At 59.6% G+C, this 14,559-nt stretch carries 18 protein-coding genes; all 18 read left to right on the top strand.

Annotated features, from left to right (window positions below; genetic code table 11):
* Positions 1-22: 22 nt before the first annotated feature.
* Positions 23-550: a YceD family protein gene (locus B1722_RS21275; RefSeq protein ID WP_003204262.1), complete on the top strand. Its 528-nt coding sequence runs from the start codon at positions 23-25 to the stop codon at positions 548-550.
* Between the two features lie 13 nt (positions 551-563).
* A complete protein-coding gene (rpmF, locus tag B1722_RS21270) occupies positions 564-746 on the top strand; it encodes a 50S ribosomal protein L32 (RefSeq protein ID WP_003179396.1) in 183 nt (60 codons plus the stop codon).
* A gap of 4 nt (positions 747-750) precedes the next feature.
* A complete protein-coding gene (gene plsX, locus B1722_RS21265) occupies positions 751-1,761 on the top strand; it encodes a phosphate acyltransferase PlsX (RefSeq protein ID WP_084234183.1) in 1,011 nt (336 codons plus the stop codon).
* Positions 1,762-1,884: 123 nt separating this feature from the next.
* Positions 1,885-2,823 (top strand): ACP S-malonyltransferase, encoded by a 939-nt coding sequence (fabD, locus tag B1722_RS21260; RefSeq protein ID WP_041069180.1) that lies wholly within the window; start codon positions 1,885-1,887, stop codon positions 2,821-2,823.
* Between the two features lie 16 nt (positions 2,824-2,839).
* Positions 2,840-3,580, top strand: coding sequence for a 3-oxoacyl-ACP reductase FabG (fabG, locus tag B1722_RS21255; RefSeq protein ID WP_007967600.1), 741 nt, complete (start codon positions 2,840-2,842; stop codon positions 3,578-3,580).
* A 196-nt stretch (positions 3,581-3,776) separates the two neighbouring features.
* Positions 3,777-4,013: an acyl carrier protein gene (acpP, locus tag B1722_RS21250; RefSeq protein WP_003175607.1), complete on the top strand. Its 237-nt coding sequence runs from the start codon at positions 3,777-3,779 to the stop codon at positions 4,011-4,013.
* A gap of 108 nt (positions 4,014-4,121) precedes the next feature.
* Positions 4,122-5,366 carry a beta-ketoacyl-ACP synthase II gene (gene fabF / locus B1722_RS21245; RefSeq protein ID WP_003227039.1) on the top strand — a complete coding sequence of 415 codons (1,245 nt, stop codon included), beginning with the start codon at positions 4,122-4,124 and terminating at the stop codon, positions 5,364-5,366.
* Positions 5,366-6,181, top strand: a complete 816-nt coding sequence (gene pabC / locus B1722_RS21240; RefSeq protein ID WP_041069189.1) for an aminodeoxychorismate lyase — start codon at positions 5,366-5,368, stop codon at positions 6,179-6,181. The genes fabF and pabC overlap by 1 nt, the downstream gene beginning before the upstream one ends.
* Before the next feature lie 3 nt (positions 6,182-6,184).
* The gene (gene mltG, locus B1722_RS21235; protein WP_041069194.1) at positions 6,185-7,339 is read left to right on the top strand and encodes an endolytic transglycosylase MltG; all 1,155 of its coding nucleotides are present in this window, start codon (positions 6,185-6,187) and stop codon (positions 7,337-7,339) included.
* Between the two features lie 19 nt (positions 7,340-7,358).
* A complete protein-coding gene (gene tmk, locus B1722_RS21230) occupies positions 7,359-7,991 on the top strand; it encodes a dTMP kinase (RefSeq protein ID WP_041069196.1) in 633 nt (210 codons plus the stop codon).
* On the top strand, positions 7,984-8,967 hold the full coding sequence (locus B1722_RS21225) for a DNA polymerase III subunit delta' (RefSeq protein ID WP_086794188.1): 984 nt from the start codon (positions 7,984-7,986) through the stop codon (positions 8,965-8,967). The genes tmk and B1722_RS21225 overlap by 8 nt, the downstream gene beginning before the upstream one ends.
* A 42-nt stretch (positions 8,968-9,009) precedes the next feature.
* Complete coding sequence (locus tag B1722_RS21220) at positions 9,010-9,366, top strand: PilZ domain-containing protein (protein ID WP_027612362.1); 357 nt, start codon at positions 9,010-9,012, stop codon at positions 9,364-9,366.
* 15 nt (positions 9,367-9,381) lie between these two features.
* Positions 9,382-10,173, top strand: coding sequence for a TatD family hydrolase (locus tag B1722_RS21215; protein WP_041069202.1), 792 nt, complete (start codon positions 9,382-9,384; stop codon positions 10,171-10,173).
* A 352-nt stretch (positions 10,174-10,525) separates the two neighbouring features.
* The gene (locus B1722_RS21210) at positions 10,526-11,164 is read left to right on the top strand and encodes a TetR/AcrR family transcriptional regulator (protein ID WP_007950805.1); all 639 of its coding nucleotides are present in this window, start codon (positions 10,526-10,528) and stop codon (positions 11,162-11,164) included.
* A 137-nt stretch (positions 11,165-11,301) separates the two neighbouring features.
* Entirely contained in the window at positions 11,302-12,270 is a 969-nt protein-coding gene (locus tag B1722_RS21205; RefSeq protein WP_041069205.1) for a GTP 3',8-cyclase MoaA, read from the top strand.
* Between the two features lie 170 nt (positions 12,271-12,440).
* Entirely contained in the window at positions 12,441-13,046 is a 606-nt protein-coding gene (locus tag B1722_RS21200; RefSeq protein ID WP_041069208.1) for a DUF4823 domain-containing protein, read from the top strand.
* A 15-nt stretch (positions 13,047-13,061) separates the two neighbouring features.
* Positions 13,062-13,622 (top strand): DUF1285 domain-containing protein, encoded by a 561-nt coding sequence (locus tag B1722_RS21195; protein ID WP_086794187.1) that lies wholly within the window; start codon positions 13,062-13,064, stop codon positions 13,620-13,622.
* Positions 13,623-13,814: 192 nt separating this feature from the next.
* Positions 13,815-14,531 carry a FadR/GntR family transcriptional regulator gene (locus B1722_RS21190; RefSeq protein WP_086794185.1) on the top strand — a complete coding sequence of 239 codons (717 nt, stop codon included), beginning with the start codon at positions 13,815-13,817 and terminating at the stop codon, positions 14,529-14,531.
* The last annotated feature ends 28 nt before the right edge of the window (positions 14,532-14,559 follow it).

Raw genomic sequence — 14,559 nt, 5'->3', positions numbered from 1 at the left:
GCATCCCTATAATGCTGCGCCTATGTTGAATGACCCGATTCCACCTCACGTTGACCCGCGCAAATTGGCTGACCGTGGCACCACCCTTCAAGGTGAACTGCTGCTGGCCGATTTGAAGAGACTCTGCGACCCGCTTTCCGACGATGTCGGTACGGTGCAGGCCAAATTCGTTTTTGAGCGAGATGAACGTAAATCTGTGGTGATCCACAGCTTTATCGACACCGAAGTCAAAATGGTTTGCCAGCGTTGTCTTGAGCTGGTCACCCTGCCGATCCACAGCGAATGCAGTTACGCTGTTGTGAAGGAGGGTGCGAATACCCAGTCGTTACCGAAAGGTTATGACGTGCTGGAACTGGGCGAAGATCCATTGGATCTGCAGTCACTGATCGAGGAGGAGCTTCTGCTCGCCTTGCCCATTGTGCCTGCTCATCATCCGGAAGAATGCCAGCAGCCGGCGGGAGCAGATGAGCCCGAACCGAGCGAGGACGAGGTAACGCGGTCCAACCCGTTCAGTGTATTGGCGCAGTTAAAGCGTGACCCAAACGTTTAGGAGTTAATCAATTATGGCTGTTCAGCAGAACAAAAAATCCCGCTCTGCCCGTGACATGCGCCGTTCGCACGACGCTCTCGAGGCTAGCACCCTGTCTGTAGAAAAAACCACTGGTGAAGTTCACCTGCGTCACCACGTATCGCCAGAAGGCGTATACCGTGGCCGTAAAGTGATCGACAAGGGCGCTGACGAGTAATCACTTGTCCGCTCAAGTCATCGCGATTGACGCAATGGGCGGGGACTTCGGTCCCCGCAGCATTGTTCAGGCCAGCCTTGCTTGCCTTTCTGCTACGCCCTCGCTGCACCTGACCCTCGTCGGTCAACCCTCCCTTCTTGAAGAACTGATCAACGGCCAATCGGCTGCCGATCGCGCGCGCCTGACGATTGTCCCGGCGTCTGAAGTCATCACCATGGACGAAAAGCCGACCCAGGCCTTGCGTGGCAAGCCGGATTCGTCGATGCGTGTCGCCCTGGAGCTGGTGCGTGACGGCAAGGCCCAGGCCTGTGTCAGCGCCGGCAATACCGGGGCGTTGATGGCGCTGTCGCGTTTCGTGCTCAAGACCTTGCCGGGGATTGATCGGCCGGCGATGGTGGCGGCGATTCCGACGCAGAAGGGTTATTGCCAGTTGCTCGACCTGGGCGCCAACGTTGATTGCAGCGCCGAGCATCTGTTGCAGTTCGCGGTGATGGGCTCGGTGGCGGCGCAGACGCTGGGCATCGCCCGGCCGCGTGTCGCGTTGCTGAATATTGGCACCGAAGACATCAAGGGCAATCAGCAGGTCAAGTTGGCGGCGACTTTGTTGCAGGCGGCGCGCGGCATCCACTACATCGGTTTTGTCGAGGGCGATGGCCTGTATCGCGGCGAGGCGGATGTGGTGGTCTGTGACGGTTTTGTCGGCAATATCCTGCTCAAGTCCAGCGAAGGCCTGGCGACGATGATCGCTGCGCGTATCGAGGCCTTGTTCAAGCAAAGCTTCGCTTCCCGCGTGGTGGGTGCATTGGCCCTGCCATTGATGAAGCGTCTGCAGGCGGATCTGGCGCCTGCGCGACATAACGGCGCAAGTTTTCTCGGCTTGCAGGGCATCGTGGTGAAAAGTCACGGTTCGGCCGGGGTTCAGGGCTTTCAGAGCGCGATTCAGCGCGCGCTGATCGAGATTCAGGAGAACCTCCCCGAGCGCCTCCACGGTCGTCTGGAGGATCTGTTGTCTTAGGCGTTTTCGTCGGACAATGCTTAAATGTGACCGCCCGGTTCAAAGGGCCATCCAACTGTCAGTTTCTTGCGTCCCCCGGTGGGGCGTCACTTTCCGACGACAAGATCATTAGGGGCTTGTTACATGTCTGCTTCCCTCGCATTCGTCTTTCCAGGACAGGGTTCGCAGTCCCTCGGCATGCTGGCCGAGCTGGGCGCGGAACATCCGCTGATCCTCGAAACTTTCAAAGAAGCCTCTGAGGCTCTGGGCTATGACCTGTGGGCATTGACCCAGCAGGGCCCGGAAGAGCTGCTCAATCAAACCGATAAAACCCAACCGGCCATTCTGACCGCCTCGATCGCCCTGTGGCGTCTGTGGCTGGTTGAAGGTGGCGCGCGTCCGGCATTCGTTGCCGGTCACAGCCTGGGTGAATACAGCGCGCTGGTTGCTGCTGGCAGCCTGAGCCTGGCTGATGCGGTGAAACTCGTTGAGCGCCGTGGCCAGCTGATGCAGGAAGCCGTTCCGGCCGGGCAGGGTGGCATGGCTGCGATTCTCGGTCTGGAAGACGCTGATGTGCTGGCCGCCTGTGCCGAAGCGGCGCAAGGCGAAGTGGTCAGCGCGGTGAACTTCAACTCGCCGGGCCAGGTGGTGATTGCCGGTGCCAAGGCTGCCGTCGAGCGTGCCATTGAAGGTTGCAAGGCCCGTGGTGCGAAACGTGCCATGCCGTTGCCGGTGAGCGTGCCGTCGCACTGCGAGCTGATGCGTCCGGCAGCCGAGCGCTTTGCCGAATCCATCGCTGCCATCGACTGGCAGGCACCGCAGATCCCGGTCGTACAGAACGTCAGCGCGCAAGTGCCGGCCGATCTGGAAACCCTCAAGCGTGATCTGCTCGAACAACTGTACAAGCCCGTTCGCTGGGTTGAATCGGTCCAGACCCTGGCCGCCAAAGGCGCCACCAGTCTGGTCGAATGCGGTCCGGGCAAAGTCCTGGCCGGTCTGAACAAACGTTGCGCCGAAGGCGTTTCGACTTCCAACCTCAATACCCCAGACGCTTTCGCTGCCGCCCGTGCAGCGCTGGCCTGAATCAGGAGAAACTTGCATGAGTCTGCAAGGTAAAGTTGCACTGGTCACCGGTGCAAGCCGCGGTATCGGCCAGGCCATCGCACTGGAACTGGGTCGTCAGGGCGCCATCGTTGTTGGCACCGCGACCTCCGCCAAAGGCGCCGAGGCCATTGCTGCCACCCTGAAAGAGCACGGTATCCAGGGCACGGGTCTGGAACTGAACGTCACCAGCGACGAATCGGTCAGCGCGGTGCTGGCGAGCATTCAGGAGCAGTTCGGTGCGCCGGCCATTCTGGTCAATAATGCTGGCATCACCCGCGATAATCTGATGATGCGCATGAAAGACGATGAATGGTACGACGTGATCGATACCAATCTGAACAGTCTGTATCGCCTGTCCAAGGGCGTTTTGCGTGGCATGACCAAAGCGCGCTGGGGCCGAATTATCAGTATTGGCTCGGTGGTGGGTGCCATGGGCAACGCAGGCCAAGTAAACTATGCAGCCGCCAAGGCCGGTCTGGAAGGTTTCAGCCGTGCGATGGCGCGTGAAGTCGGTTCGCGTTCGATTACGGTCAACTCGGTAACCCCAGGGTTCATCGACACCGATATGACCCGCGAACTGCCGGAAGCACAGCGTGAAGCCTTGCAGACGCAGATTCCGCTGGGCCGTCTGGGGCAAGCTCAAGAGATCGCCTCGGTGGTCGCTTTTCTTGCATCCGACGGTGCGGCATACGTCACTGGGGCTACAATCCCGGTGAACGGTGGGATGTACATGTAAGTAAAATGTGACGGATTGCTTCAAAAAAATGTCATACGAGCTGTCTAAAATCCGTTATAAAGCTGCAATCTATTTATAGGCAGAGGGCCGCAGGGTTTGAGGAGTGAAGCTTTCAGTTGAAAAGCTGAAAAGCCTTTCTATACACTTACCCACTGGCCAGCTGCCTGAATTTGTCCATTAGGAGTGAAAACAAGGTATGAGCACCATCGAAGAGCGCGTCAAGAAAATCGTTGCCGAGCAACTGGGTGTTAAAGAAGAAGAAGTGGTCAACACTGCTTCCTTCGTTGAAGACCTGGGTGCCGACTCCCTTGACACCGTTGAGCTGGTGATGGCTCTGGAAGAGGAATTCGAGACCGAAATCCCTGACGAAGAAGCTGAGAAGATCACTACTGTACAAGCTGCAATCGACTACGTTACTAGCCACCAGGCGTAATAGTTTGTAATCGTTGTCTGCTGTCATGGAAAAACCGCACTGCCATCATGGCGTGCGGTTTTTTCTTTAGGCCTGATGCAAAGTCGTCATTTGAAAAAGGAGAGTGCTGTGTCGCGTAGACGCGTCGTAGTCACCGGTATGGGTATGTTGTCGCCACTGGGCACGGATGTGCCAAGCAGCTGGCAGGGCATTCTGGCTGGCCGCAGTGGCATTGGTCTGATCGAACACACCGACCTTTCTGCCTATTCCACCCGTTTTGGCGGCTCGGTAAAGGGCTTCAATGTCGAGGAATACCTGTCGGTCAAGGAAGCACGCAAGCTCGACCTGTTCATTCAGTACGGTCTGGCCGCGGGTTTTCAGGCTGTTCGCAATGCTGGTCTGGAAGTCACCGACGCCAACCGTGAACGCATTGGCGTGGCCATGGGTTCGGGCATCGGCGGTCTGACCAATATCGAAGAAACCAGCCGTACCCTGCATGAGACGGGCCCGCGCCGAATCTCGCCATTCTTCGTGCCAGGCTCGATCATCAATATGATTTCCGGTTTTCTGTCCATCCATCTGGGTGCACAGGGGCCGAACTACGCCATTTCCACTGCCTGTACCACCGGTACGCACTGCATTGGCATGGCGGCGCGCAACATCATGTACGACGAAGCCGACGTGATGATCGCCGGTGGTGCCGAGATGGCCGCATGCGGTCTGGGCATGGGCGGCTTCGGCGCGTCCCGTGCGCTGTCGACCCGCAACGACGAACCCACTCGCGCCAGTCGTCCATGGGACAAGGGCCGTGATGGCTTCGTGCTGTCCGACGGTGCCGGCGCGCTGGTGCTCGAAGAGCTCGAGCACGCCAAGGCTCGCGGCGCGACCATCTATGCCGAGCTGATCGGCTTCGGCACCAGTGGCGATGCGTTCCACATGACTTCGCCACCCGCTGATGGCGCTGGTGCAGCGCGCTGCATCACCAATGCTTTGCGCGATGCGAAAATCAACATCGACCAGGTGCAGTACATCAACGCCCACGGTACTTCGACCCCGGCCGGCGACCTTGCCGAAGCCAACGCGATCAAGACCGTGTTCGGTGATCACGCCTACAACCTGGCGGTCAGCTCCACCAAGTCCATGACCGGTCACCTGCTGGGTGCGGCGGGCGCGGTCGAGGCGATCTTCAGTGTGCTGGCAATCAACAGCCAGGTGGCCCCGCCAACCATCAACCTCGACGAGCCGGATGAAGGCTGCGATCTCGATTTCGTGCCGCACACGGCGCGCAACATGGACATCGATGTCGTCCTGTCCAACTCCTTCGGGTTTGGCGGCACCAACGGCACGTTGGCGTTCCGTCGGTTCGCCGGCTGATGGACAGCTGGGTCGACGGTCAGCCGGCTGACGCTCTGTCGCTGAAAGATCGCGGCCTGGCTTATGGCGATGGGCTGTTCGAGACCATCGCCGTGCACGGCGGCCAGCCGATATTGCTGGATCGTCACCTGACGCGGTTGGCCGAGGGCTGCTCGCGTCTGGCTATCGCTGCGGATATTGATCAGGTTCGCACGGAACTGCGGGCCTATGCCGCAGCAATGGGCGAGGGCGTGCTCAAGCTGATCCTCACCCGTGGTGATGGCTTGCGTGGCTACGCGCCCGATCCTGCGGCGCAGGGTCGGCGCATCCTGCAAGGCAACCCGCCTGCGGCTTATCCTGCGGTGCATGGCGAGCAGGGTGTGCGTCTGTTTCCCTGCGTCACGCGGCTGTCGAGCCAGCCGTTGCTGGCCGGGCTCAAGCATCTGAATCGTCTGGAGCAAGTGCTTGCCCGCGCCGAATGGCGCGACGGCGAACACGCCGAAGGCTTGATGCTTGATCAGGCCGGACGCGTCATCGAAGGCGTGTTCAGCAACCTGTTTCTGGTGCGCGACGGCGTACTGATCACCCCGGATCTGAAGCGCTGTGGCGTGGTCGGTGTGATGCGTGCCGAACTATTGTTTCAGGCCGAGTCATTGGCCATCCCCACCCAAATTACCGATGTCAGCCTCGAACAGCTGCAATGGGCTGACGAAGTCTTTATCTGCAACAGCGTTTATGGCGTCTGGCCGGTACGCGCCTACGCTGCACTGAGCTGGCCGGTTGGCCCGCTCACCCGTAAACTGCAAACCATTGCCCGCGCGCTACTGGATGCCTGATTCGTGAGACGTAAATTCTTGCTGCTGCTGGAAACCGGACTGGTTCTGGCAGGGCTGCTACTGGGCGCCAGCGCCTGGAAAATTCATTCGGCGCTGGAACAGCCTCTGAACATCACGCGGGAAGAACTGCTGGATGTGCCGAAAGGCTCGACACCGACCCGCACCTTTCTTGAACTCGAAACCGATGGGGTCATCAAGGACGCCTTCTGGTTGCGCATTTACTGGCGCTTCAATCTGGCCGGCACACCGATCCATACCGGCGAGTACCGCATGCTGCCAGGCATGACCGTCAACGGTCTGATCGACTTGTGGAAGCGTGGCGAAGTGGTGCAATACAGTCTGACGCTGGTCGAGGGCTGGAATTTCCACCAGGTCCGCGCCGCGCTGGCAAAAGATGAAAAGATCGAGCAAACCCTCAAGGGTTTGAGCGACAGCGAAGTGATGGAGAAAATCGGTCATCGTGGATTGTTCCCGGAAGGTCGGTTCTTCCCGGATACCTACCGTTTCGTGCGGGGCGTTTCCGATGTCGAATTGCTGAAGAAGGCCTTTGACCGGCTCGATGAAGTGTTGGCCAAGGAGTGGGAAAACCGCTCGGCCGATGCGCCGTACAGCGAGCCTTATCAGGCGCTGATCATGGCGTCGCTGGTAGAGAAGGAAACCGGTGTGCCGCAGGAGCGTGGGCAGATTGCCGGCGTGTTCGTGCGCCGCATGGCGCTGGGCATGCAGTTGCAGACCGACCCGACCGTGATCTATGGCCTGGGCGACCGCTACACCGGCAAATTGACCCGTGCTCATCTCAAGGAGCCGACGCCCTACAACACCTATGTGATTCCCGGGTTGCCGCCGACGCCGATTGCCATGGTCGGTCGCGAGGCGATTCACGCCGCGCTGAACCCCGTGGAAGGCAACAGTCTGTATTTTGTCGCCCGTGGTGATGGCAGTCACGTGTTCTCCGATGACCTGGACGCACACAATATTGCGGTGCGCGAATTCCAGCTCAAGCGCCGCGCCGATTACCGCTCCAGCCCGGCCCCGGCGAATGCGCCGGCGGCGTCCCCGGACACCGGCCCTGAGGCGCTACCGCAAGTTCCGCCTCAGGAACCTGCGCCAGCCCCTGCTGCCGAGCCTGAGACGGCGGCACCGCAAAACGCGCAATGACTTTGATTAAGGACTGCCTGTGACTGGCTTGTTTATTACCCTGGAAGGCCCGGAAGGCGCCGGCAAGAGCACCAACCGCGAGTACCTCGCCGAGCGTCTGCGCGTTGAAGGTATCGAAGTGGTGCTGACTCGCGAACCCGGCGGAACGCCACTGGCCGAACGGATTCGCGACGTGCTGCTGGCCCCGGCCGATGAGGTCATGAACCCCGACACCGAGTTGTTGCTGGTGTTCGCCGCGCGCGCCCAGCATCTGGCCGAAGTGATTCGTCCGGCACTGGCCCGTGGCGCGGTGGTGTTGTGTGATCGTTTCACTGATTCGACGTATGCCTATCAGGGCGGCGGTCGTGGTTTGTCAATGGAGCGTATTGCTGCGCTGGAGACGTTCGTTCAGGGCGACTTGCGTCCGGATCTGACACTGATTTTCGATCTGCCGGTGGAAATGGGCCTGGCTCGTGCCAGTGCCCGTGGCCGTCTGGATCGTTTCGAGCTGGAAGGCCGGGCGTTTTTCGAAGCCGTGCGCAATGCGTTTCTCAAGCGCGCTGAGGCTGATCCTGCGCGCTATGTGCGCATCGATGCCGGTCAGCCATTGGTCAAGGTTCAGCAATCGCTGGATACCTTGATTCCGAACTTGCTGGAGCTGATTCGTGGCTGAGGCCTATCCATGGCAGGACAGCCTCTGGCAGCAACTGGCCGGACGCAGTCAGCACGCTCACGCGTATTTGCTGCACGGCCCGGCCGGGATCGGCAAGCGCGCGCTGGCCGAACGTCTGATGGCCAGCCTGCTTTGTCAGCGTCCTACGCCGGAAGCGTGCGGCGAGTGCAAATCCTGCCTGCTGCTCAAGGCAGGCAGTCATCCGGACAATTACATCCTTGAGCCCGAGGAAGCCGACAAGGCGATCAAGGTCGATCAGGTCCGCGATCTGGTCAGTTTCGTGGTGCAGACCGCGCAACTGGGTGGGCGCAAGGTGGTGCTGATCGAACCGGTGGAGTCGATGAACATCAACGCCGCCAACGCCTTGCTAAAAAGCCTTGAAGAGCCTTCCGGCGATACCGTGCTGTTGCTGGTGAGCCACCAGCCGAGCCGTTTGCTGCCGACGATCAAGAGCCGCTGCGTGCAGCAGGCGTGTCCGCTGCCCGGTGAGGCCATGAGCCTGCAATGGCTGGCACAGGCGCTGCCGGAGTGTTCCGAAGAGGAGCGCATCGAATTGCTGACGCTGGCGGCAGGTTCGCCATTGGCGGCAGTCAGTCTGCAGTCCCAGGGCGTGCGTGAGCAGCGGGCGCAGGTGGTCGAAGGGGTGAAGAAGTTGCTCAAGCAGCAGCAATCGCCGACACAATTGGCCGAAGAATGGAAAAGCATTCCGATGCTGCGCCTGTTCGACTGGTTCTGCGACTGGTCGAGCCTGATCCTGTGCTATCAACTGACCCAGGATGAAGCCGGCCTCGGCCTGACCGATATGCGCAAAGTCGTGCAGTACCTGGCGCAGAAAAGCGCTCAGGGCAAAGTCCTCGATATTCAGGACTGGATTCTCGCCCAGCGGCAGAAAGTCCTGAGCAAAGCCAACCTCAACCCGGCACTGCTGCTGGAAGCGTTGTTGGTGCAATGGGCGGGTTTGCCTGGTCAAAGATAAGAATGTGTACCTAGACTCTGAACATCAGCAGTGGAGGTCAACATGAATGAAGCCATCAGCCCCGGGCCGCGCAACGGCATCCTATCCCTGACGATCAAGGACAAATCGGTGCTTTACGCCGCCTACATGCCGTTCATCAAGAACGGTGGCCTGTTCATCCCGACCAACAAGAGCTACAAGTTGGGCGACGAGGTGTTCATGCTGCTGAACCTGATGGACGAGGCGGAGAAGATCCCGGTGGCCGGCAAGGTCGCCTGGATTACCCCCAAAGGCGCTCAGGGCAACCGCGCAGCCGGCGTCGGCGTGCAATTCAACGAGGGCGACAACACCGCCCGCAGTCGCATCGAAACCCATCTGGCCGGAGCCCTGAAATCCGACCGTCCCACTCATACGATGTAAGTAGCCGTCTCTTTTATGCTCGTAGATTCCCATTGTCACCTTGATCGCCTCGACCTCGCCGCCCATGACGGCTCGCTGGATGCTGCACTTGATGCGGCCCGCCAGCGTGGGGTCGGGCATTTTCTGTGCATCGGCGTCAGTGCCGACAACGCCGCCGACGTCAAAGCCCTCGCCGAGCGCTATGACGACGTCGATTGCTCGGTCGGTGTGCACCCATTGGATGTGCAACCGGGCGCGGCGCCGGCGCTGGACTGGCTGCTGCATGAGCTCAATCACCCGAAAGTGGTGGCGATCGGTGAAACCGGTCTGGATTATCACTACGAGCCGGAAGCCGCCGAGCTGCAACAGGCATCCTTCCGCCTGCACCTGCAAGCTGCCCGGCAGACCGGTAAACCGGTGATCATCCACACCCGTGGCGCCCGTGCCGATACCCTCGAACTGCTGCGCGAAGCGGCGTTGCCCCAGGCCGGTGTGCTGCATTGCTTCACCGAAGACTGGGACATGGCCAAGGCTGCGCTGGACATGGGTTATTACATTTCCCTGTCGGGCATCGTCACCTTCCGCAACGCCGACGCTCTGCGCGATGTGGCGAGCAAGGTGCCGGCCGATCGCTTGCTGGTGGAGACCGACTCGCCGTATCTGGCGCCGATCCCGTATCGCGGCAAACCGAACCTGCCGCAGTACGTGCGCGAGGTGGCGGAGTTTCTGGCGATGCTGCGTGGGGAAGACTATGAGCGGTTTGCCGAGCAGACGACCGAGAACTTCAAGCGCCTGTTTCCGCTGGCCTCTGTCAAATCTGCCATGTAGGTCATCGGCAAATCGCAGGCAAAAAAAACCCGGGTTCTGGGGGGTGAATCCGGGTTAAGACCATTAGGAGTAAAACAAAGGCACGCGGTCCCTTGGTACCTTTACCGGCACGGCACTTGGGGGAGATGCCGCCCGACAGTTCAAGTATTGATCAGTCTGGCGTTCAGTCCAGTTGAGCGGTCGGGGTTTTTAAACAAATTTGGAATACGTGCGCTTCAGTTGAGTTCTCATTGCCGCCTCAGCGTTCGCAAAATGAACAAGAAACACAGATATGGTCGGATGATCCGTGCATTTTTGTGCAAGTTAGGCATAATACGCGGCTTCGAATTTTGACCCCTACAGACCTTTTCTTATGCACAAAGAACCTCGTAAGGTCCGTGAGTTTCGTCGCCGCGAGCAAGAAATTCTCGATACCGCGCTCAAGCTGTTCCTCGAACAAGGTGAAGACAGTGTCACCGTCGAGATGATTGCTGATGCCGTGGGTATCGGCAAAGGCACGATCTACAAGCACTTCAAATCCAAGGCCGAGATCTATCTGCGGCTGATGCTCGATTACGAGCGCGATTTGAACGAGCTGCTGCATTCGGCCGATGTCGACAAGGACAAGGAAGCGCTGTCCCGTGCCTACTTCGAATTCCGTATGCGCGACCCTCAGCGCTATCGCCTGTTCGACCGTCTCGAAGAGAAGGTGGTGAAAGGCAATCAGGTACCGGAAATGGTCGAGGAACTGCACAAGATCCGTGCCTCGAACTTCGAACGCCTGACCTTGCTCATCAAGGGCCGGATCAGCGAAGGCAAGCTCGAAGACGTGCCACCGTACTTCCACTACTGCGCGTCCTGGGCGCTGGTGCACGGCGCGGTTGCGCTGTATCACTCGCCGTTCTGGAGCAACGTGCTCGAAGATCAGGAAGGTTTCTTCCAGTTCCTGATGGACATCGGCGTGCGTATGGGCAACAAGCGCAAGCGCGATCCGGAAACCCCGAGCAGTTGAATCATTCAGCGGCCTTATTGCGCCATGATTTCGCTACATGACGCAGTACCGCAGGAATATACTCAGGCATAGGGCTTGCTAAAACTTGATTTGTGAGTCAAGTTTTAGCGGCTCGAAATTCTATCGCCGGAGTGATCATGATCGTTGACCGACAAGGCAGGCGTTTTCGCAATTTGCGCATCAGCCTGACTTCAGCCTGCAATTACGCCTGTACCTACTGCGTGCCCAACGGCAAGCGGTTGGTGGCTGCGCAGGATGAGCTGTCGGCCGAGGCCATGGCCCGCGGCGTGGCGTATCTGATCGAAGCCGCCGGCATCGAGCGCCTGCGCATCACCGGTGGCGAGCCGCTGGTCAGCCCCAAACTCGAATCTTTCATGAGTGCCGTCGGCAAGATGGGCCTGGAAGACATCAGCCTGACCACCAACGGTCAACTCCTGGCGAAGAAGCTGCCGCTGCTGGTGGACGCAGGTCTGCGCCGGATCAACGTATCCCTCGATACCCTGGATGCCGGCGCGTTCCGCAGTATCGCCCGTGGCGGCGATCTGGCGACCGTGCTCGATGGCATGGACCAGGCGAAAGCGGCGGGGATGAAGATCAAGGTCAACATGGTGCCGTTGCGCGGGCAGAACCTGGATCAGGTGATGCCGCTGCTCGATTACTGTCTGGAACGTGGCTACGAGCTGCGTTTCATCGAGTTGATGCGCATGGGCCACCTCGCCACTGACTCCAATGCCTTCCTGCAACAGTTCGTCAGCCTGCAGCAGTTGCTGAGCCTGATTGGCGAGCGTTACGAGTACGCGCAAGCCGATGCGCCAGTCGATGCAACGGCCGTGCGTTATGCGATCCCGGGGCTGGGCCATTTCGGCGTGATTGCCAACGAAAGCGTGCCGTTCTGCCGAACCTGTTCGCGCTTGCGTCTGTCTTCGACGGGATGGCTGCACGGCTGCCTGTCGTCGAGCAACCGCCACTATGTCGGCGATCTGCTCGACAAGCCGCGTCATCAGGCATTACCAGCGTTGCAGCGCTTGCTGGTCAAGGCGCTGGGCGACAAGCAGGAAGTGGCGTTCTCCGGTGGCGCGACCGTTATGAAGATTATCGGCGGCTGAACAACCGCTTTCGCGAGCAAGCTCGCTCCCACATTTCGAATGCATTCTCCTGTGGGAGCGAGCTTGCTCGCGAATACGATCTTACAATCAACGATTTTCCTGAGCTGGCGCAAAAGCTGCATCCAACGGCCATTCGCCGGTTTTCCGTCACCGGCTTCTGGAGGATGAGGATGCGTAGCCTGGTTTTGCTGCTGGCCGTTTTGGCGCTTGGCGGCTGTATGACTGTCAGCGATATGGCCGAAGGCACTCGCTATCAGATGAGCGACGCGGGGCTGCTGGATCACAGCGACAGCCGTCGGGTGAACAACTTCCGCATTCAGCCGGACTCGTTCATCTACATCGCCCAGGGTTCATTCGCGCCGCCGGGGGGCTCCTATCCGCGCCCGAACGTTGTGGCCGAAGAAGCGTTCAAAGGTTTTGTCGAATACTTCCCGATGGTCCGCCGTGCGCGAGCCCCGGAAGGCCTCGATCAGGCATTGGGCGAAGCTCGCGATGCCGGTGCTCACTACCTGCTGTATACCCGCTTCGCCAAGGCTGACGACCGCATCGGCAACTCCGACGAGTGGCTCGATCAGGAAGCCGTGGATCGCCTCGGCATCGACGGCGGGGTGATTCAGATCATGTTGATCGAGACCAGCACCCAGTATTTGATTGATACTGCACGGATCAAGAGTCGTGGCGGTTTACTGACGTTCCACGATAACAAGCCGGAAGACCTGATCGGCCCGCCGCTGGCGCAATACGCGCGCAGCCTGCTGGGAGTCGGCGACCAATAAACCAAGGAGTACGCCATGAGTGGACCGCAAAAAGCCAATGACCTGTTGGGACAGATCCCCAAAACCAAAGGCCTGCCGCCGGTGCACTTGTGGAACCCGGACTTCTGCGGCGACATCGATATGCGCATCGCCCGCGACGGCACCTGGTATTACCTGGGCACGCCGATCGGGCGCAAGCCGATGGTCAAGCTGTTCTCCACCATCATCCGCCGCGACGGCGATGATTACTTCCTGATTACCCCGGTGGAAAAGGTCGGGATCAAAGTCGACGACGCGCCGTTTGTGGCGATTGCCGTGGAGGTTGAAGGCGAGGGTGAAACGCAGTTGCTGCGCTTCACCACCAACGTCGAGGAGGCCGCCGAGGCCGGGCCGGAACATCCGATCCGCGTCGAGATCGACCCGGTGACTCAAGAGCCCGCGCCTTACGTGCACGTGCGCACCAACCTCGAAGCGCTGATTCACCGCAATGTGTTTTACCAACTGGTGGAACTGGCGGTCAGTCGCGAAATCGACGGGCAGCGCTGGTTGGGCGTATGGAGTGGCGGCGAATTCTTCCGCATCGGCCTCGAACCTTAAACACAAATCACTGTGGGAGCGAGCCTGCTCGCGAAGACGGTAAGTCAGTCGATACTTAGGTTGACTGATACACCGCTTTCGCGAGCAAGCTCGCTCCCACATTGGTTTTGAGAATTACCTTAAAATCTCGATTGACGGCTAATCATATGATCATTAGCGTGGACACCCATCGCCAACTGCTTTGAGGTCTCCATGTCCAGCAGCTTTCATGCGTCAACGGTCGATTGGCTGGGCAGCTGGATTGCCGCTGGCCAGGTAAAGCCGGGGCAGGCGATCAAGGTCGAGGCCGATCTGGGCGAGCAACTCGGCGTCAGCCGCACGGTGATTCGCGAAGCGATCAAGACCCTGGTCGCCAAAGGCATGCTTGAGGTCGGGCCGAAAGTCGGCACCCGCGTGTTGCCAGTGCGGCGCTGGAACCTGTTTGATCCGCAAGTCGTCGGCTGGCTGTCACGCAACGGCTTGCCGGAAAACTTTGTCGATGACCTGCTCGATCTGCGTCGCACCATCGAACCGATGGCCGTGCGCTGGGCCTGCGAGCGCGCCAGCCTGGAGCAGATTCATGCGGTGCAATTGGCCTACAACGCGCTGGAACGGGCGGTCGACAGCGGCATCGATTACAACCGTGCCGACCAGGTGTTCCACGAGTGCATTCTGGCGGCCAGCCATAACCAGTTCATTGAGCAAATGGTCCCGGCCCTCGGCGCTTTGCTCGCCGTGTCGTTTGAAGTCTCCGCCGCTGACCCCGATGAACTGCGTCGCACATTGCCAATCCACAAGGACATGGCCGACGCCATCGTCGCCCGCGATGCGGCGCGCGGGGTGTGGGCCTGCATGACCTTGATCGACAATGCCGACCTGGCAATCAAGCGCTTTTACCCGCAGGTGATGGCCGACAAAAAAGCCAGCTGACAACACAAATCCCTACCATAAAAACCAC

This window comes from Pseudomonas sp. SCPG-7, assembly GCF_002156405.1.
In the GTDB taxonomy this organism is placed as follows: Bacteria; Pseudomonadota; Gammaproteobacteria; order Pseudomonadales; family Pseudomonadaceae; genus Aquipseudomonas; species Aquipseudomonas parakoreensis.
The sequence above is the reverse complement of the archived record's forward strand: the minus strand, read 5'-3'. Positions and strand labels throughout refer to the sequence as shown.